Source organism: Novosphingobium mangrovi, assembly GCF_022818885.1.
Taxonomy (GTDB): domain Bacteria; phylum Pseudomonadota; class Alphaproteobacteria; order Sphingomonadales; family Sphingomonadaceae; genus Novosphingobium; species Novosphingobium mangrovi.
In genome coordinates this window covers 105,146-130,349 of the sequence record NZ_JALHAT010000018.1, presented here as the reverse complement: position 1 = coordinate 130,349, position 25,204 = coordinate 105,146, and the positions used below count along the sequence as shown (strand labels likewise).

The 25,204-nt window shown below is 64.7% G+C and carries 20 protein-coding genes; 13 read left to right on the top strand and 7 right to left on the bottom strand.

Features of this window, described 5'->3' with window-relative positions:
* Positions 1 to 41 precede the first annotated feature (41 nt).
* On the bottom strand, positions 42 to 4,202 hold the full coding sequence (gene rpoB / locus MTR65_RS11800) for a DNA-directed RNA polymerase subunit beta (protein ID WP_243800366.1): 4,161 nt from the start codon (positions 4,200 to 4,202) through the stop codon (positions 42 to 44).
* Positions 4,203 to 5,349: 1,147 nt separating this feature from the next.
* Here rpoB and MTR65_RS11795 point away from each other — a divergent pair.
* From MTR65_RS11795 to MTR65_RS11785, 3 genes are read left to right on the top strand one after another with little or no spacing between them, the layout of a single operon-like run.
* On the top strand, positions 5,350 to 5,553 hold the full coding sequence (locus MTR65_RS11795; RefSeq protein ID WP_243800364.1) for a hypothetical protein: 204 nt from the start codon (positions 5,350 to 5,352) through the stop codon (positions 5,551 to 5,553).
* 28 nt (positions 5,554 to 5,581) lie between these two features.
* Positions 5,582 to 6,139 carry a DUF2975 domain-containing protein gene (locus MTR65_RS11790; protein WP_243800362.1) on the top strand — a complete coding sequence of 186 codons (558 nt, stop codon included), beginning with the start codon at positions 5,582 to 5,584 and terminating at the stop codon, positions 6,137 to 6,139.
* Positions 6,139 to 6,384 carry a helix-turn-helix domain-containing protein gene (locus tag MTR65_RS11785; protein WP_243800360.1) on the top strand — a complete coding sequence of 82 codons (246 nt, stop codon included), beginning with the start codon at positions 6,139 to 6,141 and terminating at the stop codon, positions 6,382 to 6,384. Before MTR65_RS11790 ends, MTR65_RS11785 begins: the two co-directional genes overlap by 1 nt.
* An 82-nt stretch (positions 6,385 to 6,466) precedes the next feature.
* On the opposite strand, the gene MTR65_RS11780 is transcribed toward MTR65_RS11785, so the two are convergent.
* Positions 6,467 to 6,772 (bottom strand): hypothetical protein, encoded by a 306-nt coding sequence (locus MTR65_RS11780; RefSeq protein ID WP_243800357.1) that lies wholly within the window; start codon positions 6,770 to 6,772, stop codon positions 6,467 to 6,469.
* 463 nt (positions 6,773 to 7,235) lie between these two features.
* Between MTR65_RS11780 and rplJ the strand changes: the two genes are divergently transcribed.
* Together rplJ and rplL are read left to right on the top strand one after the other, a co-directional pair.
* Positions 7,236 to 7,751 (top strand): 50S ribosomal protein L10, encoded by a 516-nt coding sequence (gene rplJ, locus MTR65_RS11775; RefSeq protein ID WP_226632158.1) that lies wholly within the window; start codon positions 7,236 to 7,238, stop codon positions 7,749 to 7,751.
* Between the two features lie 90 nt (positions 7,752 to 7,841).
* Positions 7,842 to 8,219 carry a 50S ribosomal protein L7/L12 gene (gene rplL / locus MTR65_RS11770; RefSeq protein ID WP_148627451.1) on the top strand — a complete coding sequence of 126 codons (378 nt, stop codon included), beginning with the start codon at positions 7,842 to 7,844 and terminating at the stop codon, positions 8,217 to 8,219.
* Between the two features lie 164 nt (positions 8,220 to 8,383).
* On the opposite strand, the gene MTR65_RS11765 is transcribed toward rplL, so the two are convergent.
* Positions 8,384 to 8,830 (bottom strand): c-type cytochrome, encoded by a 447-nt coding sequence (locus tag MTR65_RS11765; RefSeq protein WP_243800355.1) that lies wholly within the window; start codon positions 8,828 to 8,830, stop codon positions 8,384 to 8,386.
* A gap of 322 nt (positions 8,831 to 9,152) precedes the next feature.
* Here MTR65_RS11765 and MTR65_RS11760 point away from each other — a divergent pair, with 322 nt between their 5' ends.
* The 4 genes from MTR65_RS11760 (at position 9,153) to MTR65_RS11745 (ending at position 14,237) form a co-directional block, all read left to right on the top strand.
* The gene (locus MTR65_RS11760; RefSeq protein WP_243800352.1) at positions 9,153 to 10,541 is read left to right on the top strand and encodes an MATE family efflux transporter; all 1,389 of its coding nucleotides are present in this window, start codon (positions 9,153 to 9,155) and stop codon (positions 10,539 to 10,541) included.
* A gap of 198 nt (positions 10,542 to 10,739) precedes the next feature.
* Positions 10,740 to 11,024 (top strand): co-chaperone GroES, encoded by a 285-nt coding sequence (locus MTR65_RS11755; RefSeq protein ID WP_039389248.1) that lies wholly within the window; start codon positions 10,740 to 10,742, stop codon positions 11,022 to 11,024.
* A gap of 45 nt (positions 11,025 to 11,069) precedes the next feature.
* Positions 11,070 to 12,731, top strand: a complete 1,662-nt coding sequence (gene groL / locus MTR65_RS11750) for a chaperonin GroEL (RefSeq protein ID WP_243800350.1) — start codon at positions 11,070 to 11,072, stop codon at positions 12,729 to 12,731.
* 474 nt (positions 12,732 to 13,205) lie between these two features.
* A complete protein-coding gene (locus tag MTR65_RS11745) occupies positions 13,206 to 14,237 on the top strand; it encodes a serine hydrolase (protein ID WP_084591958.1) in 1,032 nt (343 codons plus the stop codon).
* Positions 14,238 to 14,533: 296 nt separating this feature from the next.
* Here the strand turns inward: MTR65_RS11745 and MTR65_RS11740 are convergent, their stop codons facing one another.
* Positions 14,534 to 14,860 carry a hypothetical protein gene (locus MTR65_RS11740; protein WP_243800348.1) on the bottom strand — a complete coding sequence of 109 codons (327 nt, stop codon included), beginning with the start codon at positions 14,858 to 14,860 and terminating at the stop codon, positions 14,534 to 14,536.
* 272 nt (positions 14,861 to 15,132) lie between these two features.
* On the opposite strand from MTR65_RS11740, the gene polA reads away from it, so the two are divergent.
* Positions 15,133 to 17,973, top strand: coding sequence for a DNA polymerase I (gene polA / locus MTR65_RS11735; RefSeq protein ID WP_243800345.1), 2,841 nt, complete (start codon positions 15,133 to 15,135; stop codon positions 17,971 to 17,973).
* A gap of 139 nt (positions 17,974 to 18,112) precedes the next feature.
* On the opposite strand, the gene MTR65_RS11730 is transcribed toward polA, so the two are convergent.
* The 3 genes from MTR65_RS11730 to MTR65_RS11720 all read right to left on the bottom strand — a co-directional run bounded on the left by MTR65_RS11730 (position 18,113) and on the right by MTR65_RS11720 (position 20,232).
* Positions 18,113 to 18,658, bottom strand: coding sequence for a glutathione peroxidase (locus MTR65_RS11730; RefSeq protein WP_243800343.1), 546 nt, complete (start codon positions 18,656 to 18,658; stop codon positions 18,113 to 18,115).
* Between the two features lie 225 nt (positions 18,659 to 18,883).
* On the bottom strand, positions 18,884 to 19,525 hold the full coding sequence (locus tag MTR65_RS11725; RefSeq protein ID WP_243800341.1) for a CoA transferase subunit B: 642 nt from the start codon (positions 19,523 to 19,525) through the stop codon (positions 18,884 to 18,886).
* Positions 19,525 to 20,232: a CoA transferase subunit A gene (locus MTR65_RS11720; RefSeq protein WP_226632171.1), complete on the bottom strand. Its 708-nt coding sequence runs from the start codon at positions 20,230 to 20,232 to the stop codon at positions 19,525 to 19,527. Before MTR65_RS11720 ends, MTR65_RS11725 begins: the two co-directional genes overlap by 1 nt.
* Before the next feature lie 93 nt (positions 20,233 to 20,325).
* Between MTR65_RS11720 and MTR65_RS11715 the strand changes: the two genes are divergently transcribed.
* From MTR65_RS11715 to MTR65_RS11705, 3 genes are all read left to right on the top strand, one after another.
* Positions 20,326 to 21,234: a LysR family transcriptional regulator gene (locus MTR65_RS11715; RefSeq protein ID WP_243800339.1), complete on the top strand. Its 909-nt coding sequence runs from the start codon at positions 20,326 to 20,328 to the stop codon at positions 21,232 to 21,234.
* A 104-nt stretch (positions 21,235 to 21,338) separates the two neighbouring features.
* Positions 21,339 to 22,121 carry a universal stress protein gene (locus MTR65_RS11710; protein ID WP_243800337.1) on the top strand — a complete coding sequence of 261 codons (783 nt, stop codon included), beginning with the start codon at positions 21,339 to 21,341 and terminating at the stop codon, positions 22,119 to 22,121.
* 635 nt (positions 22,122 to 22,756) lie between these two features.
* Positions 22,757 to 25,069, top strand: coding sequence for a CDC48 family AAA ATPase (locus MTR65_RS11705; RefSeq protein WP_243800335.1), 2,313 nt, complete (start codon positions 22,757 to 22,759; stop codon positions 25,067 to 25,069).
* Positions 25,070 to 25,204: the final 135 nt, after the last annotated feature.

Sequence of the window (25,204 nt, the reverse complement as noted above, 5' to 3'; positions counted from 1 at the left end):
GAGGAGGGGCAGGCCCGCGAAGGCCGGCCCCCTGGATCCCGTTATTCCGCCGCCTCGGGCAGCGCGTCGGTGTCGTCCTCGTCGTCGAGCGAGGAGAGCTCGACGTTGAGGCCGAGGCTGCGCATTTCCTTGACGAGAACGTTGAAGCTCTCGGGGATGCCCGCCTCGAAGGTGTCGTCGCCCTTGACGATCGCTTCGTAGACCTTGGTACGGCCAACCACGTCGTCCGACTTGACGGTGAGCATTTCCTGCAGCGTGTAGGCTGCACCGTAGGCCTGGAGAGCCCAGACCTCCATCTCACCGAAGCGCTGGCCACCGAACTGGGCCTTACCGCCCAGCGGCTGCTGGGTGACGAGGCTGTAGGGGCCGATCGAACGGGCGTGGATCTTGTCGTCGACAAGGTGGTGAAGCTTGAGGATGTACTTCATGCCCACCGTGACCTTGCGGCTGAAGGCCTCGCCGGTGCGGCCGTCCATCAGCACGCTCTGGCCCGAGGTGTCGACACCGGCCAGCGTGAGCATGTCGACAACGTCCTGCTGGACCGCGCCGTCGAACACCGGGGTGCCCATCGGCACGCCGCCGCGCACGTTCTCGGCCAGCTCGACGAGCTGTTCGGGGGTACGGGCGTCGAGATCCTCGGAGTAGCTGTCGCCGTAGATCGAGCGCAGCTTCTCCTTGACCGCTTCGGGCGGTTCGCCCGCTTCGGGGTTCGGATTGGCCGCCTTCCAGCTGTCGAGCGCCTCGCCGATCTGACGGCCCAGGTTACGGGCCGCCCAGCCAAGGTGGGTCTCGAAGATCTGGCCCACGTTCATGCGCGAAGGCACGCCGAGCGGGTTCATCACGAAGTCGACAGGGGTGCCGTCCTCGAGGAAGGGCATGTCTTCCTGGGGAAGAATGCGGCTGATGATACCCTTGTTACCGTGACGGCCGGCCATCTTGTCGCCCGGCTGAAGCTTGCGCTTCACGGCCACGAAGACCTTGACCATCTTGAGCACGCCCGGAGCGAGTTCGTCACCGCGCTCGAGCTTCTCCTTGCGGTCCTCGAACTTCTCCTGGATCGCCTTGACGGTCTCGTCGTACTGGGCCTTCACCGCTTCGAGCTGCGACTGCATGTGGTCGTCCGCAACGGCGAACTTCCACCACTCGTGCTTCTCGGCCTCGGCGAGGACCTCCTCGGTGATCTCCACGCCCTTCTTGACACCCTTGGGTGCGGACGCAGCGACCTGACCGAGCAGCATGTCCTGCAGGCGGTTGTAGGTGGCGCGGTTGAGAATGGCGCGTTCGTCCTCGCGGTCCTTGGCGAGGCGTTCGATTTCCTCGTTCTGGATGGCGCGGGTACGGTCGTCGATCTCGATGCCGTGACGGTTGAAGACGCGCACGTCGACAATCGTGCCCGACACGCCCGGGGGCAGGCGCAGCGAGGTGTCGCGAACGTCCGAGGCCTTTTCACCGAAGATGGCGCGCAGGAGCTTTTCTTCCGGCGTCATCGGGCTTTCGCCCTTGGGCGTGATCTTGCCGACGAGAATGTCACCCGGGTGCACTTCGGCGCCGATGTAGACGATGCCCGCCTCGTCGAGGTTGCGCAGCGCTTCCTCGCCGACGTTGGGGATGTCGCGGGTGATGTCTTCCGGGCCCAGCTTGGTGTCGCGGGCCATGACCTCGAACTCGTCGATGTGGATCGAGGTGAAGACGTCGTCCTTCACGATCCGCTCGGAGATGAGGATGGAGTCCTCGTAGTTGTAGCCGTTCCAGGGCATGAACGCGACGAGCACGTTGCGGCCCAGGGCCAGTTCGCCCAGCTCGGTCGACGGGCCGTCGGCGATGATGTCGCCGGCCTGTACGTATTCGCCCACCTTCACCAGCGGACGCTGGTTGATGCAGGTCGACTGGTTCGAGCGCTCGAACTTCTGGAGGCGGTAGATGTCGACGCCCGACTTGCCGGCCTCGACCTCACCCACGGCGCGGATGACGATACGGGTGGCGTCGACCTGGTCGACCACGCCCGGACGCAGCGCCGAGATGGCAGCACCCGAATCGCGCGCGACGGTCGCTTCCATGCCGGTGCCCACGTAAGGCGCATCGGCCTTGACGAGCGGCACGGCCTGACGCTGCATGTTCGAGCCCATGAGCGCGCGGTTGGCGTCGTCCTTTTCCAGGAACGGAATGAGCGAGGCGGCAACCGAGACGAGCTGCTTGGGGCTGACGTCCATCAGCGTGACCTGGTCCGACGGGCTCATCACGAACTCGCCTTCCTGGCGGGCCGAGATGAGGTCCTCGACGAACGAACCGTCCTCGTTGAGGGCGGCCGAGGCCTGCGCGACGGTGTGCTTCTGCTCTTCCATCGCCGAGAGGTAAATCACGTCGCCGGTGACCTTGCCGTCGATGACGCGGCGGTACGGGGTCTCGATGAAGCCGTACTTGTTGACGCGCGCGAAGGTCGAGAGCGAGTTGATCAGGCCGATGTTCGGGCCTTCGGGCGTCTCAATCGGGCAGATACGACCGTAGTGGGTCGGGTGAACGTCGCGCACTTCGAAGCCCGCACGCTCACGGGTAAGACCGCCCGGCCCAAGCGCCGACACGCGGCGCTTGTGGGTGACTTCCGAAAGCGGGTTGGTCTGGTCCATGAACTGCGAGAGCTGCGAGGAGCCGAAGAACTCACGCACGGCGGCCACGGCGGGCTTGGCGTTGATGAGGTCGTTGGGCATCACGGTCGAGACGTCGACCGAGCTCATGCGTTCCTTGACCGCACGCTCCATGCGCAGCAGGCCGACGCGGTACTGGTTCTCGAGCAGCTCGCCGACCGAACGCACACGGCGGTTGCCGAGGTTGTCGATGTCGTCGATGTCGCCCTTGCCGTCCTTGAGGTTCACCAGTTCCTTGACCACGGCGAGGATGTCCTCGGTGCGCAGCGTGGTGACGGTGTCCTCGGCATCGAGGCCCAGACGCATGTTGAGCTTGACGCGGCCCACGGCCGAAAGGTCGTAGCGGTCGGCGTCGAAGAAGAGGCCTTCGAACAGCGCTTCGGCCGTTTCCTTCGTCGGCGGTTCGCCCGGACGCATGACCTTGTAGATCGCTTCCAGACCCATGTCGCGGTTCTCGGCCTTGTCGGCCTTGAGCGTGTTGCGCATCCAGGGACCGGCGTTCGAATCGTCGATGTCGAGCAGGTTGAGCTGGTCGATGCCCGCCGCGTCGAGGACCTCGAGGTTCTCAGGGCTGACTTCGTCACCGGCCTCGATGTAGATGCGGCCGGTGGACTCGTCGATCATGTCCTCGGCGATGTAGCGGCCGAAGATTTCCTCGGTCGGGATGAGGAGGGCTTCAAGGCCATCCTTGCCCGCCTTGTTGGCGGCGCGCGGGCTGATCTTGGTGCCGGCCGGGAAGACGACTTCGCCCGAGTTCGCATCGACGATGTCGAAGGCGGGCTTCACACCGCGCCAGGTCTCGGCGTTGTAGGGCAGGCGCCAGCCGCCATCACCGCGCTTCCAGGTGACGGTTTCGTAGAAGTGATCGAGGATCGCTTCGGAATCGAGGCCCAGCGCGAAGAGCAGTGCGGTGACCGGCAGCTTGCGCTTGCGGTCGATACGCACGTTGACGATGTCCTTCGCGTCGAACTCGAAGTCGAGCCAGGAACCGCGGTAGGGGATCACGCGGGCCGCGAAGAGGTACTTGCCCGAGGAGTGCGTCTTGCCGCGGTCGTGGTCGAACAGGACGCCCGGCGAACGGTGCATCTGCGACACGATCACGCGCTCGGTGCCGTTGATGAAGAAGGTGCCGTTCTCGGTCATGAGCGGCATGTCGCCCATGTAGACGTCCTGCTCCTTGATATCGAGGACCGAACGGGTTTCCGTCTCGGCGTCGACTTCAAAGACGATCAGGCGCAGCGTGACCTTCATCGGCGCTGCGTAGGTGATGCCGCGCTGGCGGCACTCGGTCACGTCGTACTTGGGCTCTTCCAGCTCGTAGTGGACGAAGTCGAGCTCGCTGGTACCGGCGAAGTCGCGGATCGGGAAGACCGAGCGCAGCGTCTTTTCCAGGCCCGAGACATAGCCGGTCTCCGGGTTCGAGCGCAGGAACTGTTCGTAGCTCTCGCGCTGGACCTCGATGAGGTTCGGCATCTGGATGACTTCGTGGGCGTCGCCGAAGATCTTGCGGATGCGCTTCTTGACGGAGCGCTTCGCCGTATCGATGGGCTGGGTGGCCATGAGCTGGTCTTGCCTCTTCGCTTCTGGTCAGGGCCGATTCGCAACGAGGCGAAGGGCCCGGGAAAACATCGTCACGCGTGGACGAAATACCTGTCTTGCGGACAGGCCATCAAACGCCAAAAGGCCGCCTTGCACGCGCGGAAACCCTTGCGGGAGCCCGTTGCGGCCAGCAGCCTGATACGTCGGATGAACCCTCTACCGCTTCCTTCCTTGGTGTGCCCCCGCGCATGGGCACGCCTTGCTCGAAGCGATGGGGCGTTGGCGTTCCTATAGAACCCGGCCCCATCGGTGTCAAACGGGGGGCGGGCGGGCGGAGGGGAGGGTGGCATTCGTTTGCAGGCGGGGCGGTGGCTCCATTCGTCCCGTTCCCGCTCACGTTTGGGCGGAAAAGCGGCTCGTTCGGAAAACCGGGCAGGGGGCGGCGCGTTGTGAGGTCATGCAGATGACGAGCCCCTCATACGCGACCCATCGCAGCCGCAAGGCCGGGCCGCTCCTCGCGCTCATGGCGCTGGGGGTGGCCGGTCTTGCAGCGCCGCTTGCCGCGGCCCCTACCCGCGGCGAGCTGGTGCATGTGCCCAGTGCAACATCGCCAGGAACTGCGGCGGACGGCGCACTGGCTGCGGGCGATCTCCCCTCCGCTCGCGGCCGTGCGCTCTCTATGGCCGATCCGGAGCCAGGCCAAGGCGCGCAGGACGCGCGGCTCGGCACGTTGTCCCTTGCCGGCCTTGTGGGCTTGCTTGCCGCCTTTGCCGTATCGGGCGCGACCATTGTCCGGTCCCGGCGCCGCGACGGCGCCTCCCGGGAGCCAAAGTCCCGGTTGTCAAAGGAGTGTGCCCGTCCTGGAGCCTGAACAGATATAGCCGGACCGGTGATCGGGTCGTCCACCCCGTATACCCTCCCTGAGCCGATCAGAGCCCGGCAGTCCCCCGGCATTCCGTATCGCCGGACCGAGCCTTGGGGGCGACTCACACACTGAGTCGCCCCCATTTTCGTGTGTGAGCGACGCGCGCCCGGGAGCGGGAGGGGGAGGGCAGGCTCGATTTTCCGCAATTCAATCAGGAGTGTATCGTTTTTCGATATTATTGTTTGACGATATGGCGAATCGGGATTATTGAATATCGATATCAAGCATATCGGAGAACGAACAATGACCTTCCACGCCGACGAACCCGCCCCCGAAGTTGTCGCCCGGCCTGTCGCTGCGGCCCTGGCTGCCGTTCTCACGGCCCTGATCTGGCTGCCGACGCTGACCGCGCCTCAGGCGGCCCACGCCGCCGAGGTCAGCGTCGTGACCCAGTCCGCGCCCACGCAGGTCCTCGTCGCCTACGCGCCCACTCCGGTGCTGATGTAAGCGCCCGTCAGGCAGAGGAGAGACGACAATGAACCTTGCAACCCGAGCCGTTCGCGATCCGCTGCTGCTGGCCGCGAAGATCATTCTCTATGTCCTGCTGGCGGGGCTCGCACTCGGCGTGCTGGCTGCTTCGGCAGGCAGCGTTGGCCTGGCCTTCTTCACGCATGAGATCGCGGCGGAGTTCGCAGCCTCGCAGGCGACCTTCGACTTTACCGAGGTGCGTCTCGCGCTGCTTGGCGTGCTGGTGCTCGTGATGGTCCTTCTGTCGATGATCGCGGCGATGCTCTGGCTGCTCAAGCGGATCATCGACACGGTCGGGGAAGGCGATCCCTTCGTTCCAGTGAACGCGACGCGCATGACGATCATGGCCTGGCTTTCGCTGGCGATCCAGGTGGTTGCCCTGCCGCTCGCAGGCCTTGCAACCTGGATTCACAACGTCACCGAAGTGAGCGAGGCGGAAACCGGCCTCAATTTCGACAGTGGCTTTGATGGCAACGGCATTTTGCTGATGCTGGTCCTGTTCATCCTGGCCCGCGTGTTCCGCAAGGGCGCCGAGATGCGCGAAGAACTCGAAGGGACCGTGTGATGGGCGAGGACGCGCAAACCGAAGGAGGCCGCATCGTGGTGAAGCTTGACGATATCCTGCATGCCCGTCGCATGACGCTGACCCAGCTTGCCGAGGCAATCGGCATTACCCTTGCCAACCTCTCGATCCTCAAGACCGGGAAGGCCAAGGCGATCCGCTTCTCGACACTCGAAGCGATCTGCCGGGTGCTCGAATGCCAGCCCGGCGACCTGCTCGCCTATGCCGGTGAGGAAGCGGGCGACTAGGTGGGCGGTTCTCCGCTTGCCTGATGCGCACGGCCCTTGGGACGTGCGACTTTACGGGGCCCCTTCGGTCCGGCGTGCCTGTTCAGGCGGCCATATCGAAGAGGGCCCCGGCTCTTTTCCGGTGCAGCGCGGTATAGGCCTCGCTCACCAGCGAATGGCGGGCCTCGGCCCATTCTCGGTGCCAGCGCTCCATCTGCAGGACGTCGCGGGCGCTCTCCGAAAACTGGAAGCGCGGCGCGCGTTCGGCGGCCTTGGCCGAGCCGATACGGGGCGCTGTGGTAGCTGCTCCGGCCTGGTCGATCCTCTCGAGGCGCGGGGTCGCATCGGCAAACCCGGCGCGGGCGCGGGCCCGCACAGGGGCGGGAACCAGCGCGGTGGAGATCGGCATTATTTCCATCGTTGGGTCAGGCTCGCAGCGGTGAGAAGGGCGGGAATGGTATCCGGCCCGTACTGCCATAGCCGAATCTAGCGCTTTCTTATCGCTCTCCTACGTAGATACACATTAGGCGGACCGGGCGGCTTCGATGTTGACTTTTTCCGGCGCGCAGGGCAAAGGCGCCCTCGAACGGCGCAGATGATTCTGCGTTGCTCACCGTCCGAGACAGCTGCCGGGGGCTTCCCCCTTAATCTGCAGCCTAGGCGGGGAACAGGAAAATTCCACGGCCCTTCGCTCTTTCGAGCATGGTGTCCATCTCGTGCTTCGGCGCGAAAAACTCCTTCCCCATCGTACGGTCTTTGCCATGGCGCGTCAGTGTCCATGGGCTCGTGCGTCGTGCACGGGCAAGCAAATGTAGCCGGCCGTGCGGCGCTCCTTCGGGAATGCCAAGCGGTCATATGTGAAGGAGTAAGGCATGGATCGTTCGCAGAAAGCCGATTCGGTCGCCCAGCTCAATGCGGTCTTCAACGAGGTCGGCGTGGTGGTTGTCACCCGTAACCTCGGCCTTTCGGTGGCGCAGTCCTCCGAACTGCGTTCGAAGATCCGCGAAGCGGGTGCGACCTACAAGGTTGCGAAGAACCGTCTTGCCAAGATCGCCATCGCGGACACCGACTACGTCGGTATCGGTGACTTCCTTGTCGGCCCGACGGCCATCGCCACCTCGGTGGACCCCGTCGCAGCTGCCAAGGCTGTCGTCGACTTCGCCAAGACGACCGACAAGATCGAGATCGTCGGCGGCGCGATGGGCTCGCAGGTTCTGGATGCTGATGGTGTCAAGGCGCTCGCCTCGATGCCCTCGCTCGACGAACTGCGCGCCAAGCTCATTGGTCTCGTCCAGGCTCCGGCCACGAAGATCGCCCAGCTCTCGACCGCTCCGGCGGCCAAGCTGGCCCGCGTCTTCAACGCCTACGCCGAGAAGGACGCTGCCTGAGCTTAGTCTCGGTAACACGTTTCGAAATAACGATTTATCCCGTCCGGCGGCCTAAGTCCCCGGCGGGACCACAGATCAGGAGTGAATACTATGGCCGATATCGCCAAGCTTGTTGAAGAACTGTCGCAGCTGACCGTCCTCGAGGCCGCTGACCTCGCCAAGGCTCTCGAAGAAGCATGGGGCGTTTCCGCCGCTGCTGCCGTTGCCGTTGCTGGCCCGGCTGCTGGTGGTGGCGAAGCCGCTGCTGCTGAAGAGCAGACCGAATTCGACGTGATCCTCACCGGCGACGGTGGCAAGAAGATCCAGGTCATCAAGGAAGTCCGCGCCATCACCGGTCTCGGCCTTGCTGAAGCCAAGGCTCTCGTCGAAGGCGCTCCGAAGCCCGTCAAGGAAGGCGCTTCGAAGGCTGAAGCTGAAGAGCTCAAGGCGAAGATCGAAGCAGCCGGCGGCACCGTCGAGCTCAAGTAATCTTCGTTTCTCCAGGTCTTCGGACCGGAGGCGAAAATTCGAAAGGGCGCTCCCTTGCGGGGGGCGCCCTTTTTCGTGTGCGTGGCGCCTCACAGGTGGCCACCAAAAAGGGCTGCGCTCCCCTCGGAGGCGGCCCTTTTTGGTGCAGCGCTGCGCCGCGTGGCTTACTTCAGTGTCTCGAGATACTGGATGATTTCCTGGCGCTTGCCTGCATCGGGAACCATCTGCACCATCTTGGTGCCCGGGACCATCTTCATCGGCCCCTGTAGCCACTCGTCGAGTGCCTCGGGCGTCCACACGATCCCTGAATCCTTGAGTGCGGGGCTGAAGTTGTAGCCCTCGACCTCGCCCGCCGTGCTGCCAACGATGCCGTGCAGGGTCGGCCCGACGCGGTTCTGGCCAGGCTCGACAGCATGGCAGGTCTTGCAGATCTGGAAGGCGGCAGGGGCTGCCGAGGCCGCGGCAGGCGCAGCCGGCGCTGCTTCGGCCGCAGGTGCACTTTTGGCGGCTGTATCGGCAGCCGGCGCGGCGCTGTCCTCCTGCGAGCCCGAGCCACCGCAGGCGGCAAGCAGGACGAGCGGGCTGGCGCAAATCAGGGACGTGAGCTTCATCGGGGGTCCTTTTCTCCTCAAACCGGGGCCGACCTAGGACGGGGAGGTACTGTGGGGCAAGGGGATTGTATGCCTTGGCAACAGAAGAAGATTCCGAGGGCCATCGCCCTCGGGCTCCCCAAACTGCCCACCTCACCTTTCGCACGCTGCCGTGGCTTAGAATGCCGAGGTGGCCAAGTCTGGGGTCAAGGGGCGATGGCCCCTTGTATATTCTTCTTCCTTCTTCGTGTGACCGTCCTGCTCCCAGACCTGTCACACAACCGCACACGGATGCGTTTTTGCTTTCGCTTGCCGCACGGCCCGCGTAGGGCCCCGATCCATTATGGCTCGCAGCATTGGCTCCCCCGACTTTCGCGCCGAACTCGGCAGGACCCTGGCTCTGGCCGGGCCGCTGGCGCTTGCCAACCTGTTGCAGATGGCGGTTTTTGCCACCGACGTCATGTTCGTGGCGCGTCTCGGGCAGCAGGCGCTGGCCGCCTCCAGCCTCGCCGTTGCGATGATCGCGGTCCTGATGATGGGCGTGAACGGGCTGACTTCAGCCTGCGCGCCGCTTATCGCGGCCGAGCTCGGGCGGCGGGAGAACGCGGTGCGCGAGGTGCGCCGGACCACCCGCATGGCGCTGTGGTTGGCGGTGATCCTGGGCCTCGTGTGCATCACGATCTGCCAGTTCGCCGAGGAATTCATGCTGGCGACGGGCCAGGACCCGGCGCTGGCCAGGCTTGGCGGTGACTTCCTGGCTCTGCTCTCGGTGGGCATTCCACCGATGGGCGTGGCCAATGTCCTGCGCACCTTCGTCTCCGCGCTCGGGCGGCCGTACTTTGCGACCGCGATCACCGCGGCCTCGATCCTCGTCAACATCGTGGGCGACTATGCGCTGGTCTTTGGTCATTTCGGTATGCCGGCGCTGGGGCTGACCGGCGCGGCGCTTGCGAGCATCATCACCGCAAGCTTCACGGTCCTCGCCTACGCTGTCGCGATCCGGCGCAACCGCCGCTTGCGGCGCTTTCATATCTTCGGGCGCTGGTGGCGTTCGGAATGGCCGCGTCTGGGCCAGATGCTGACGCTGGGGCTGCCGATCTCGGGCACGCTCATTGCCGAGGGCGGCCTGTTCAGCGGGGCGGCCTTTCTCATGGGCATCGTCGGCGAGGCGCAGCTGGCCGGGCACACGGTGGCCCTGCAGATCGCCGCGATCGCCTTTCAGGTGCCCTTCGGCATCGGGCAGGCCGCAACCATCCGCGTGGGCTACCACTACGGCGCGGCCAACGTGGCGGGCGTCGCGGCCGCGGGACGCGCATCTCTTCTGGTGTGCCTCGTCTTTGCGGCGGTGACCTCGGGCATCATTCTCGCTTTCCCGCGTCTGGTGCTGCGGGCTTATGTCGATGTGAACGATCCGGCGAACGCGATCATGGTCGGCTTTGCGCTGCGCTATCTGGTCGTGGCGGCCGCCTTCCAGTTTACCGATGCACTCCAGGCCGTGGCGGCGGGTGCGCTGCGCGGCATCCAGGACACGCGCGTGCCCATGGGTATTGCGGTTGTGAGTTACTGGGCCGCCGGATTCGCCGTCTCGGCCGTGCTCGGCCTGTTCACCCCGTTCCAGGGCGTAGGCATCTGGATCGGTCTTGCCGTGGGACTGAGCGTGGCGGCGGCTCTGCTCATGGCGCGCTGGCATTGGCGCGGTCGTTTCGGACTGCTAGGTGCCATCGCACGGTAACACACGCGTGTTTCCATGATGCTGTACCGAGCCGCGCCTCGTTACCGCCCGGGCGACGTTTCCGCCGCTTGAAAAAAATTGCCTCCCACCTGCTTGACGCCAACTGGGGCTGTGACCATATCCGGCCGCGTTGGCACTCTCTGCCTGAGAGTGCCAAAACCAGTTTTTGCCTGTTCATAGGACTTAAGGGAGATTCCCATGACTTTCCGTCCGCTGCACGACCGTGTTCTCGTGCGCCGCGTCGAGGCCGAAGAAAAGACGGCCGGTGGCATCATCATCCCCGACAGCGCCAAGGAAAAGCCCGCTGAAGGCGAAATCGTCTCGGTCGGCAAGGGCGCCGTCGTTGACGGCAAGCTCGTCGCCCCCGACGTCGCCGTCGGTGACCGCGTGCTCTTCGGCAAGTGGTCGGGCACCGAGGTCAAGGTCGACGGTGAAGACCTGCTCATCATGAAGGAAAGCGACATCCTCGGCGTCATCGGCTGAGCATCGCTTTCTTCTTCTACCTGATATCCTGAAAGGAATACCAAAATGGCAGCCAAGGACGTAAAGTTCTCGCGCGACGCCCGTGAGCGCATCCTCGCCGGTGTCGACACCCTCGCCAACGCCGTCAAGGTGACGCTGGGCCCCAAGGGCCGCAACGTCGTCATCGAGAAGAGCTTCGGCGCGCCCCGCATCACCAAGGACGGTGTTTCGGTCGCCAAGGAAATCGAACTCAAGGACAAGTTCGAGAACATGGGCGCCCAGATGATCCGCGAAGTGGCCTCGAAGGCCAACGACGCGGCCGGTGACGGCACCACCACCGCCACCGTTCTGGCCCAGGCCATCGTGCGCGAAGGCATGAAGTCGGTTGCCGCGGGCATGAACCCGATGGACCTCAAGCGCGGCATCGACCTCGCGGTCGGCAAGGTCGTCGAGAACCTCAAGAGCCGTTCGCGTGACGTCACCGGTCACTCCGAAGTGGCGCAGGTCGGCGTGATCTCGGCCAATGGCGACAAGGAAGTCGGCGAGAAGATCGCCGAAGCCATGGAAAAGGTCGGCAAGGAAGGCGTGATCACCGTGGAAGAGGCCAAGGGCCTCGACTTCGAACTCGATGTCGTTGAAGGCATGCAGTTCGACCGCGGCTACCTCTCGCCGTACTTCGTCACCAACCCCGAGAAGATGACCGTCGAGCTCGACAACCCCTACATTCTCATCCACGAGAAGAAGCTGTCGAACCTGCAGTCGATCCTTCCCATCCTCGAAGCCGTTGTTCAGTCGGGCCGTCCGCTCCTGATCATCGCCGAGGACATCGAGGGTGAGGCGCTCGCCACGCTCGTCGTCAACAAGCTGCGCGGCGGCCTCAAGGTTGCAGCCGTCAAGGCTCCGGGCTTCGGCGACCGCCGCAAGGCCATGCTCGGCGACATCGCCACGCTGACTGCCGGCGAAATGGTCTCGGAAGACCTCGGCATCAAGCTCGAGAACGTCACGCTGCCGATGCTTGGCGAAGCCAAGACCGTCACGATCGACAAGGACAACACCACCATCGTCGATGGTGCGGGTTCGGCCGAAGAGATCAAGGCCCGCGTCGAGCAGATCCGCTCGCAGATCGAGATCACCACCTCGGACTACGACCGTGAGAAGCTTCAGGAGCGCCTTGCAAAGCTGGCTGGCGGCGTCGCTGTCATCAAGGTCGGCGGTGCTTCGGAAGTCGAAGTGAAGGAGCGCAAGGACCGCGTCGACGACGCGCTGCACGCGACCCGCGCAGCCGTGGAAGAAGGCATCGTCCCCGGTGGCGGTACCGCGCTTCTCTACGCCACCAAGGCTCTCGAAGGCCTCAAGGGCGAGAACGACGACCAGACCCGCGGTGTCGACATCGTGCGTCAGTCGATCATGGCTCCGGCCCGTCAGATCGCGACCAACGCCGGTTTCGACGGCGCGGTTGTCACCGGCAACCTGCTGCGTGAAGACGACGAGACCCAGGGCTTCAACGCCGCCACCGACGTCTACGAGAACCTCGTGGCCGCCGGCGTCATCGACCCGACCAAGGTCGTGCGCACCGCGCTGCAGGACGCCGCTTCGGTCGCTGGCCTGCTGATCACCACCGAAGCCGCGATCTGCGACGCTCCGGAAGACAAGGGCAGCGGCCCGGCCATGCCCGACATGGGCGGCATGGGCGGCATGGGTGGCATGGGCGGCATGGGCGGCTTCTAAGCCGACCTGTCCCAGCTACGCGCTGAACATGAAGGGGCCGGGAAGAGTAATCTTCCCGGCCCTTTTCGTTGTGCGGGTCTCGGGTCAGGTTGGAGAGTTCGAGCAGGCCTTCGGGAAGCACGACCTTTTTCAAGGGGCCATCGCCCCTTGACCCTGGAATCGACGACCTAGCCTCTCTCGGCCACCGCAGCGCGCGCAAGGTGAGGCAGACAGTATGGGGAGCCCGAGGGCGATGGCCCTCGGTTATCTTCTTCCTACTTCTCTTGACGGTCCTGCGGCCCCCAGCGGCTCCATGCGAATCGCGAGCCTGTGCGATTGAGGCGTTAAAGGGGTCTTTTGCGACCACAAGGCGACACGAAACTTCACAAGCGCGCAATTGCTCGCACGCCCCATGCGCTTCGTCGAGCGCTCGTGGCGTTTGGTCGAACCTGTGTTAACCTGTCATCAGGTGGTTACGACTAGGATGGGTTTCGCATGATCAGGGCAGGCAAACTCCTTTCGCAGTGCCGCTTGGGCACGGGGCGACTTCTATCGTTCGCGGCGTTGGCCGTGGCCAGCGTGGTGCCTCTGGCTCCCGCACACGCCGACAACGTCGGGACCGTCCAGACCTCGTTCGATTCGCTTTTCGGCACCGAGATGCGCGGGCCGCCGGTCTACTCGACGATGTTCGAGCGCCAGCTGGCCGCCGCTGCTGAAGCCTCGAACGGGCGCATTGGCGTGGCTGCGGTGGACCTGCGCACGGGTCGCACGCTCGATGTGCTGGGCGACCAGCGCTTCCCGATGGCCAGTACCAGCAAGATCGCCATTGCCGCGACGTTCCTGGAAGGCGTGGACAAGGGCAAGTGGACGCTCACCAGCGAATTCCCGATGCTGATCCCGGTTTCTTCCAAGCCGTTTTCCTCGGCTGTCGCGCCGGTTCGCGAAGGCCAGTACCTGACCGCCGCCAAGCTGCTCGAGCTCATGCTGACGCGCTCGAACAACTACGCGACCGACGGCCTTCTGCGCGTGGTGGGCGGGCCCGATGCCGTCAACGCCTGGGTGCGCCGGGCGGGCATCGAGGACTGGCACCTGGATCGCGATATCGCGACGCTCGTGCGCGACGATGGTGCGCTGGACCCTGCCAACGTGATCGACAAGCGCGACAGCGCGACGCCCATGGCGATGGTGACGCTGCTGCGCGGGCTTTACGAAGGCCAGTGGCTGAGCAAGCGCAGCCGCGACACCCTGATCGCGATCATGGGCCGCTGCGTGACCGGCCGCCGCCGCATTCCCGCTGGCATTCCCGATGGTGCGATGATCCATCACAAGACCGGCTCGCTCCACAACACGTCGAGCGACGTGGGCATCGTCGAGACGCCCAATGGCGATGTCTTCGCCGTTGCCATCTACGTGACCGGACAGGGCAGCCGCCCCAATCGCGAGGCCCGCATCGCGAGCATCGCGCGCACCGTCTACAACGGCTACCTGACCGAGGCCCGCGGCGCGCGCGCCGTCGCCTCGCGCTGATTTTTGGGCTTCAGGCCCTCCTGCCCAAACTGAGTTAGTCAAAAAAGCAGGTCCGAGGGCCATCGCCCTCGGGCTCCCCACAATGTCGAGCTCACCCTTTACGCGCTGCGGTGGCTGAGAGCCATGCGGTTGCCGATTTCGGGGGCAAGGGGTGATGACCCCTTGGAAATCCAGTTCCTTCCGGCACCTCCCACTCTGACCTTTGTCGGGAAGCCAAAACGGGCGCCCGGATCTCTCCGAACGCCCGTTTCGTAACTTGCCGAGTGGCAGCAGGGGTGTTGAGGCCCCTGTCGCGATCAGTTGGTGCTGGGATCGCCGTCGGTGTGGTCGGCCATCTCGTTGGCGGCGTCATTGGCCGCGGCTTCGGCGTCCGAAGCGGCATTGGCGGCTGCGTCTTCGACATCGTCACCGGCCTCGTCCATGGCTGCGCCCGCGTCGTTGGTGGCGTCTTCCATCGAGTCGCCCATCGCGTCCATCTCTTCGCCGGCCTGGTCGGCGTAGGAGCCCATGTCGTCGGCAGCCGACGAGGCTGCGGCTTCGGTGGCGTCTTCGGTCTGCTCCGAGCAGGCGGCCAGCGAAAGCGCGGCGACGGCAGTGGTGGTGGCAATCAGAATCTTGCGCATCTCTCAGTATTCCCTCTTTGTTACTTCCGGTATCCGGCACGCCATTACAGCGTGTTCCTAAGCCTTCAGGAGACGACTTCGTCCGTTCGCTAGAAGTCACGGGCGCCCCGTTCAAGCACTCGTCAACCAACATGTGCATAGAGCAAAGGTTCCCGCGGCAGGGCGAAGGTTTTTGTCGGGGAGCCGCGTGAGGGGCGCTGATCGGAGGCTTTTGCACGGCCCAGCGCGCCTGCCTGCTGACCTTCGGGCAAAGCGCTGCTAGAGCCCTGTTCATGGAGCCAAAGCAGCATCTCTACCTCGTCGACGGATCGGCCTACATCTTCCGCGCCTACCACCGTCTTCCCCCGCTCACGAACCCGGAAGGCACGCCCGTGGGCGCGGTCTACGGCTACACCACGATGCTGTGGAAGCTGGCCGAGGACCTCGACAAGGCCGAAGGGCCCACGCACATGGCGGTGATCCTCGATGCGGGCAGCAAGTCGTTCCGCAACGACATCTACGAGGATTACAAGGCCAACCGTCCCCCGCCGCCCGAGGACCTTGTGCCCCAGTTTCCGCTGATCCGCGATGCAACGCGCGCCTTTTCGCTGCCGTGTATCGAGGAGCAGGGCTACGAGGCGGATGACCTCATCGCCTCCTACGCGCGCGCTGCGGCGCGTGAGGGCTGGGACGTCACCATCGTCTCCTCGGACAAGGACCTCATGCAGCTGGTCGGCACGTGCGGCGAAGGCGGCGGCAAGGTCGACATGCTCGACACGATGAAGAACCTGCGCATCGACATCCCCGAGGTCGAGGAGAAGTTCGGCGTCACCCCCGACAAGGTGGGCGACGTGCTCGCGCTCATGGGAGATGCGGTCGACAACGTGCCGGGCGTGTTCGGCGTCGGCCCCAAGACCGCGACCAAGCTCATCCAGGAGCATGGCGACCTGGAAAGCGTGCTGGCCGCCGCGCCCGACATGAAGAAGTCCAAGCTCAAGGAGCGGTTGATCGAGCAGGCCGAGCAGGCCCGCCTCAGCCGTGTCCTTGTCGCGCTCAAGGAAGACTGCGCGCTGCCGATGGCGCTCGACGAGGTCAAGCTCAATACCATTCCGCCCGAACCGCTCGCCGAGTTCCTGGGCAAGCACGGCTTTACCAGCCTCCTGAAGCGTCTCGAAACCGGCAACGGCAGCCCGTCCAAGGCGACCGATCTCAACCCGGCCAAGGCGCAGAATGCTGGGGCCGGGCCGGCCGAGGGCGCGGCACGCCAGTCGCTCCCCGAGATGCCGGCTGTGGACTACGCGGCCTACGAATGCGTGCAGACGCAAGAGGCGCTCGAAGCCTGGGTGAAGAAGGCGCAGGCCGCGCATATCCTGGCCGTCGATACCGAGACCTCGGCGCTGGAGGCGATGCAGGCCGATCTTGTCGGTGTGAGCCTGGCCATCGGTCCCAACGAGGCCTGCTACATTCCGCTCGGCCATGGCGGCAGCGACATGTTCGCCGAGAAGCCGCCACAGGTGGACATGGACACCGCTATCGCGCTCCTGAAGCCGCTGCTGGAGGACGATGCGGTTCTCAAGATCGGCCAGAACATCAAGTACGACATCAACGTGCTCGCCCGTTACGGGATCATGGTGGCTCCCATCGATGACACCATGATCGAGAGCTTCTGCCTCGATGCCGGACGCGGCACCGATGGTGTGGGCGGTGGCCATGGCATGGACGAGCTTTCACAGCGCCATCTTGGCCACAAGCCGATGGCGTTCAAGGACGTGTGCGGCACGGGCAAGAAGGCCATCCCCTTCGGCGAGGTCCCGCTCGACAAGGCGACCCACTACGCCGCCGAGGACGCGGACGTGACCTGGCGCCTCCACAGCCTCCTGAAGCCGCGCCTTTCCGAGGAAGGCGGCACGCGCATCTATGAGAAGGTGGATCGCCCGCTGATCCCGGTCGTCGCCCAGATGGAGCGCCATGGCATCAAGGTCGACCGTGAGAAGCTGGCCGGGCTCTCGGCCCAGTTCGCCGAGACCATCGGTGCGCTGGAAAAGGATATCCACGAGGCCGCGGGACAGGAATTTACCATCGGCAGCCCCAAGCAGCTGGGCGAGATCCTGTTCGACAAGCTGGGCTACAAGGGGGGCAAGAAGGGCAAGTCGGGCCAGTACTCGACCGACCAGTCGGTGCTCGAACGCCTCGCCGAAGAGGGCGCGGAGGTTGCGACCAAGGTTCTGGAATGGCGCCAGCTTTCCAAGCTGCGCTCAACCTATACCGAGGCGCTCCAGGCCGCGATCAACCCCAGGACGGGCCGCGTCCACACCAGCTACAGCCTTGTCGGCGCGCAGACCGGACGCCTGTCCTCGACCGATCCCAACCTGCAGAACATCCCGATCCGCACCGAGATCGGCCGTCAGATCCGCGATTGCTTCGTGGCCGAGGAGGGCAATGTCCTGCTTGCGGCCGACTACTCGCAGATCGAGCTGCGCCTCGCCGCGCACATGGCCGACGTCCCCAGCTTGAAGGAAGCCTTCGAGAAGGGTGAGGACATCCACGCGCGCACCGCGACCGAGCTGTTCGGGGAAGTGACCCGCGAGACACGTGGGCGGGCCAAGACGATCAACTTCGCGATCCTCTACGGTATCTCGCGCTGGGGCCTTGCCGGGCGCCTGGGTACCGATGCCGATGAGGCGCAGGCGATGATCGACCGCTACTTTGAGCGCTTCCCGGGCATCCAGAAGTACATTGTCTCGACCTTGGAAGGCGTGCGCGAGCGCGGCTATTCGGAAACGCTCTTTGCTCGCAAGACCTGGTTCCCGCGCATCAACTCCAAGAACGGGAACGAGCGTCAGGGCTCCGAGCGCGCCGCGATCAACGCGCCGATCCAGGGCACCTGCGCCGACATCATCAAGCGCGCCATGGCGCGCATGACTCCGGCACTGGAAGACGCAGGCCTTGGCCACGTGCGCATGCTGCTGCAGGTACACGACGAACTCGTCTTCGAATTGCCCGAAGGCGATGTCGAAGCCGCTTCGAAGGTAATCGAGAAGGTCATGGCCGAAGCCGCAGGCCCGGCCGTGGAACTGACCGTGCCGCTGGGCGTGGAGATCGGCTCGGGCCCAAGCTGGGGCGCGGCGCACTAAGCCGGAAAAAAGGGAGAATCCGAGGGCCATCGCCCTCGGGCTCCCCGAACTGTCGACCTCACCGCTCTCGCGCCGCGGCGGCGCAGAAAGGTGAGGCCGCCCGTTTTGGGGTCAAGGGGCGATGGCCCCTTGGATCTTCCTACTTCGCCAATTCCGCCTCGATCGCCGAAACCAGCGCGGGGTCCTTGGGCTCGACGCCCGGCGCGAAGCGGTCCACGACCTTGCCGTCCTTGGAGACAAGGAACTTCTCGAAGTTCCACAGCACGTCCGGGTCCTCGGTGGGGGTACGGCCAAAGCCGCGCAGGCGTTCGCGAAATTCCTCGGCCGGGCCCTGCTTGGTCGGATGCGCCTGCGTCAGCTCCTTGTAGAGCGGCTGCATGTCCGCACCGGTCACGTCGGCCTTGGCAAAGAGCGGGAAGGAGACGCCGTAGTTCAGCTTGCAGAACTCGGCGATTTCCTCGTGGCTGCCGGGTTCCTGCGCGCCGAAGTCGTTGGCGGGGAAGCCCAGGATCTCCAGGCCCTTGTCCTTGTACTGCTGGAACAGTTCTTCAAGGCCCTCGTACTGCGGGGTCAGGCCGCACTTGGAGGCGACGTTCACGACGAGCAGCACCTTGCCTTCATGGGCACTCAGGGTGTCCGGCGTGCCGTCGATCCGGGTCAGGGGAATGGTGGCGATATCGGTCATGGTCGGGCAACTCCGGTTTGTGCGTCACGCCTGTTCAGGCATTCTCCCGATGTAGGGATGCCGGAACAGGCGGCAAGGTCGCCGGGGCGGCCGATTCGCCATGCGGAATAAACCGCAGGATCGCGCTGGGGCGCCGCAACGAGGGCTGGGCCCCTCGCTGCTGACGCCCTGACACGTGCATGGACGGGGTGGGCCTGGTGGCCGCTCGTCCATTTGTACGCTCGATCAGAGCGCGACTTCGTACTTCGCCGTGGTTTTTTCGGCCACTTCCTCGGCGGTGACGCCCGGCGCGAGTTCCACCAGCTGGAACGGGCTGTCGTGGTCCGGGCGCTGGAACACGGCAAGGTCGGTGACGATCATGTCGACCACGTTCTTGCCCGTCAGCGGAAGGGTGCATTCGGGGATGAACTTGGAATCGCCCGACTTCGCGCAGTGCTCCATCACGACGATGATCTTCTGCACACCCGCGACAAGATCCATCGCGCCGCCCATGCCCTTGATCATCTTGCCCGGGATCATCCAGTTGGCGATGTCGCCGTTCTCGGCCACTTCCATGGCGCCCAGAACGGCAAGGTTGATGTGCCCGCCTCGGATCATGCCAAAGCTCGTCGAGCTGTCGAAATAGGCCGTCTGCGGCAGTTCGCTGACGGTCTGCTTGCCCGCGTTGATGAGGTCGGGATCTTCTTCACCGGCATAGGGGAAGGGGCCGATGCCCAGCATCCCGTTCTCCGACTGCAGCGTCACCGTCATGCCCTCGGGCACGTAGTTGGCGACGAGCGTGGGAATGCCGATCCCGAGGTTCACGTAGAAGCCGTCTTCCAGCTCCTTGGCCGCGCGCGCGGCCATTTCGTTACGGTTCCAGGGCATCAGGCGGCCTCCCTTTCGCGGGTCGTCACAAATTCGATCTTCTTGTCGTAGGGCGCGCCGAGCACGAGGCGCTGCACATAGACGCCGGGCAGGTGAATGTGGTCGGGATCGAGCGAGCCGGTCGGCACGATTTCCTCCACTTCCACCACGCAGACCTTGCCACACGTAGCGGCGGGCACGTTGAAGTTGCGCGCGGTCTTGCGGAAGATCACGTTGCCGCTCTCGTCCGCCTTCCAGGCCTTGACCACGGCGAGATCGGCGAAGATGCCTTCCTCCAGGATATATTCCTGCCCGCCGAACTCCTTGACTTCCTTGCCCTCGGCAACCTGCGTGCCAACGCCGGTCTTGGTGTAGAAGCCGGGGATGCCTGCGCCGCCGGCGCGCATGCGCTCGGCCAGCGTGCCCTGGGGGCAGAACTCGACTTCCAGCTCGCCCGAGAGGAACTGGCGCTCGAACTCCTTGTTTTCGCCCACGTAGGACGAGATCATCTTCTTGACCTGCTTGGTGCGCAGCAGCTTGCCGATGCCTTCGTTGTCGATGCCCGCGTTGTTCGAGGCGAAGGTCAGGTCCTTCACGCCCGCATCGCGAATGGCGTCGAGCAGGCGCTCGGGGATGCCGCAAAGGCCGAAGCCGCCGCTGGCGATCAACATGCCGTCCGACAGCAGGCCATCAAGCGCGGCCTCCGCGCTGGGGTAGAGCTTTTTCATGGATTTCCTTCTCCAACTTCCGCGCGGGAGCCTACCGCGCCGCTCGCATCACAAATAGCGATTAATTTTTATGGATTATGATATGCGTTCGTTATGAAACGGATCGCGCTCTTTCACCTTGAAACGCTGATGTGGATCGATCGGCTGGGCACGTTCGCCGCGGCCGCCCAGCGCCTCAACACCACCCAGCCCGCGATCTCGGCGCGTGTGCGCGAGATCGAGGAGCAACTGGGCCTCTCGCTGTTCCAACGTGAGGGACGCCGAATGGTTCTCACCACGCGTGGCCGGCGCCTGATTCAGCAGTGCGAGCCCTTGTGCCACGATCTGGAAAAGGCTCTCCTGGAAGCCAGCGATTTTGCAGGGGCAGCGGGCGCGGTCCGGATCGGATCGGGCGAGATCGCGGCGGCGAGTTGCCTGCCCGCCTGGGTCCAGGCGATCGAGCGCGAGCGCCCGGGGGTCACCATGGAGATCGAGCTCGACCTGACCGCTCGGCTCATGCAGCAGCTTCTGGGCGGCACGCGCGACATCGTGTTTCTGGCCGGGCCCGTTGCCAGCCCCGCTATCCGCACAGCGCCCATCGGCTCGGTGGCGCTGGTCTGGGCGGCGAGCCCTGAGGTGACGCGCGCCGGGCCCGAGACGCCCGACCTGCCGATCTGGTCGCTGCCCGACCACTCGCCCCTGCACCGCGTGACCCTGGCCACGCTTGAGGCGGCCGGGCGCACCCGTCCCACGCTTCACACCTGCAACAATGTGCGCATGCTGATCGAGATCGTCGCACAGGGGAGGGGGGCGGCGGTCCTGCCCGAGACGATGATCCGCAGCCAGCTTGCCCGCGGGGAACTGGCCGAATTCCTGCCGCGCCCTGAACATGTCGTCCACTTCGAGGCGGCCATTCGCGCGCAGGAGCGCGATCCCATCATCCTCGATCTCTTCGCGCGCGCGGCCTCGCTGCGGATCGAGCCGGGCACAGAAGGACGGCGGCCGGAAAGCGCGCGGACTTGAACAGTTTCCAATTCGAACCTTGATTATCAAGGCGATGTTTGATCTTCGTCATGGTGAAGAGGAAACCTTGCCCTAGACTGGGCGGGCCAACGGGAGACCAGACTATGCGCTCGATACTCGTCAATGCGGATCGCAAGCCGGGCAATGATGCCCGCATCGAAACCGCCCTCAACCTCGCCCGCAAGACGGGCGGCCATGTTACCGCGCTCGTCGACACCCCGGTCGCGCGCTATATCGCGATGGACCCGATGGGGGGCAGCTACGTGATCTCCGAGGCGCTCGACAAGGCGCGGGCCGAGGACGATGCTTCGGCCAGCGAGATCGAGACGAAGCTTTCGCGCAACGATGTCTCCTTCGATGTCCTGCGCAGCGAGGACGATCCGGTCAGCGCGCTGGGCAGCATTGCGCGCCTCTCGGACGTGACCATTCTTTCGCGCTCGAGTGGCCTGGCGGGCGAACTGGCGCTGGTGTCGGCGACCCCGGTCCTCGTGCTGGCCGACGACAAGCCGCTCGAGTTCCCGATCCGCCGGGCCTGCATCGCCTGGGACGGTGGTGAGCAGGCGGCCGCTGCGCTGCGCGCCTCGGTGCCGCTGCTGGGGGACTGCCAGATGGTGAAGGTCGTGACGGTGGCCGAAAAGTCGGGTGGTTTTCCCGCGACCGACGCGCTGCGTTACCTCTCGCGCCACGGCATCCACGCCGAGCTCGAAGAGCACGAGCGTCGCGGGTCGACCGAGGAAACGCTGGCCGTCGCGGTCAACCAGGCCCACGCCGAGCTGCTTGTCATGGGTGCCTACGGTAAGAGCCGTTTCCGTGAGTTCCTCTTCGGCGGGGTGACCGCCTATTTCCTCGAAGAGGAAACCGCGCCGGCTCTGCTCCTGGCCCACTGAGCCTACGTCCGTTTCAACGCGGACCTGAAACTCGGACCAAGCGGCGCCATCCCATGGGGGATCGGCGCCGTTTCTGGTGCTGACCTACCTATGGCATCTGCGCGATTCTCGCTCCCACAAATGGTAGCGTTAGCACAATTGAATCCGCCATTTTTCATGGAAGCTCAATAATTTCCGCAGTGCAGCATAGTCCGTTCGGTGCGAGCACTATGAGACATTCGGCGAGTTGTGAGTGAAGCAATATCATGAAGGTTGATTCAGGAATTGGAATGGCGGATTTGCGTCCAGAGGTACCGCTAATTGCATCTGTTTATTGCGCGTAGTGCAATTCACCTTGCTCCCTATGCATCGCGAACGCGCTATTTCGCACTTGCACAACACCCCGATTCGGGTCATAAGGAACGTGCCTTTCAGGCATCCTCTCCCAAAACTTCCACGACCCGGTCGGCAACGTCCGGGTCTTTTTTTGTCTGCTTAACACGCGTGCATTCGGGGCGATCAACCGGAGCTGTTGCTGGCCAACGGTTTGAAATCGCGTGGGCCCGTTCCTAATTCCTATCCGTGAAACACGTGAGGTCGCGTGCCTTGGCCGAAGGACAGGCGAGGCGCGCGGGCCGTTCTTGGAAAGGACAGACATGGTCGACGCCGAATCAAGGGTCGAGGATCGCACGGTGCGGCTGCAGGTTGCGGCCGGACGTCAGGAAGAAAGCGGCCAGGGGATTGCCCGGCTCAGCCGCGAAGCGCTCTCCGCCATCGGGGCCATGGAGGGGGACGTTCTCGAAGTGACCGGAAAATCGGTCACCGTCGCGCGCGCCGTTCTGGCCTTTCCGGAGGACGAAGGCCTCTCCGTCATACGTCTTGATGGCCTCCAGCGCGGCAACGCCGAAGTGGGCTCGGGCGATCATGTCACCGTGCGCAAGGCCGAATCGCGCCCCGCCCAGCGTGTCGTCTTCGCGCCCGCGCAGAAGGACATGCGCCTGCAGGGGCCGTCCATTGCGCTCAAGCGCAACTTCTTCCAGCGCCCGATGGTGCAGGGCGATCTTGTCGCCACGGCCGGGCAGCAGCAGGTGGCGGACATTCCCCCGCAGCTGCGGCGCATGTTCAATGCGCCCGCCTATTCGCTGACCCAGATCCGTCTCAACGTCGTCTCGACCACCCCGCGCGGGATCGTCCACATTGACGAGAACACCGAGGTCGAGCTGCGCGAGACCTTCGAGGAGGCGCACGAGCCGCGCGGCGATGTCAATTACGACGATGTCGGCGGGATGGAGGACACCATCCGCCAGCTGCGCGAGATGGTCGAACTGCCGCTGCGTTATCCCGAGCTCTTCACCCGCCTTGGCGTTGCCCCGCCCAAGGGTGTGTTGCTGCACGGACCTCCGGGGACCGGCAAGACCCGCCTTGCCCAGGCGGTTGCCAACGAGAGCGAGGCCAACTTCTTCTCGATCAACGGCCCTGAAATCATGGGTTCGGGCTATGGCGACAGCGAAAAGGCGCTGCGCGAGGTGTTCGAAGAGGCCACCAAGGCCGCGCCCGCGATTGTTTTCATCGACGAGATCGATTCGATCGCCCCCAAGCGCGATCAGGTCCACGGCGAGGCGGAGAAGCGCCTTGTCGCCCAGCTGCTTACGCTCATGGATGGCCTGAACAGCCGCGCCCATGTTGTCGTGATCGCGGCCACCAACCGTCCCGATGCCATCGATGAGGCGCTGCGCCGTCCCGGCCGCTTCGACCGTGAGATCGTGATTGGCGTGCCCGACGAGCGGGGGCGCCGCGAAATCCTCACCATCCACACCCGCGGCATGCCGCTGGGCAAGGAAGTGAGCCTCAAGGAACTGGCGCGCACCACGCACGGCTTCGTCGGCGCGGATCTCGCCGCGCTCACCCGCGAAGCCGCGATCGAGGCGGTGCGCCGGATCATGCCGAAGCTGGACCTGGAAGCCCGCGCCATTCCGCCTGAAGTGCTCGAAAACCTGTCGGTCGAGCGCGACGACTTCATTGCGGCGCTCAAGCGCGTGCAGCCCTCGGCGATGCGCGAGGTCATGGTGCAGGTCCCGAATATTGGTTGGGACGACATCGGCGGGCTCGATGCCGCGCAGACGCGCCTCAAGGAAGGGATCGAGCTGCCGCTCAAGAACCCGGCCGCGTTCCACAAGCTGGGTATCCGCTCGGCCAAGGGTTTTCTGCTCTATGGCCCTCCGGGCACGGGCAAGACGTTGCTGGCCAAGGCGGTCGCCAAGGAGGCCGAGGCCAACTTCATCTCGATCAAGTCCTCCGACCTGCTCTCCAAGTGGTACGGAGAGAGCGAGCAGCAGATCGCCCGCCTCTTTGCCCGCGCCCGCCAGGTCGCGCCATGCGTCATCTTCATCGACGAGATCGACAGCCTTGTGCCGGCGCGCGGCATGGGCGGCGGGCTTGGTGAGCCGCAGGTGACCGCGCGCGTCGTGAACACGATCCTCGCCGAAATGGACGGCATGGAGGAACTGCAGTCGGTGGTCCTGGTGGGCGCGACCAACCGTCCGGGCCTCGTTGACCCGGCACTGCTGCGCCCCGGCCGCTTTGACGAACTGGTCTACGTCGGCACGCCCGATACGGCAGGGCGTGCGCATATCCTGGGAATTCACACCGAGGCCATGCCGTTGGCTGAGGACGTGTCGCTCGATGCCATCGCCGAGCGGACCGAGCGCTACACCGGTGCGGACCTCGAGGACGTGGTGCGCCGCGCAGGCCTCCTCGCGATCCGCCGCGAAGGCGCCCAGGTCGACAAGGTCACCATGGCCGACTTCGAGGACGCTCTTGAAGACAGCCGCGCCTCGGTCTCGGCCGAGATGGAGGAGGAGTATGCCAAGATGCAGAGCGAGCTGAAGAAGCGCGCGATGGAGGTGGCGCCGCTGGGCTTCATTGCGCCGGGCATGGTCGAGTCCACGCGGGAATTGAAGCACGGGTAGAAAAGGGTTTCCGAGGGCCATCGCCCTCGGGCTCCCCAAATTGTCGACCTTATCTTTCGCGGCCACCTTGGCTGGGAAAGGTGAGGTCGCCCATTTTGGGGGCAAGGGGCGATGGCCCCTTGAATCTCTTATACC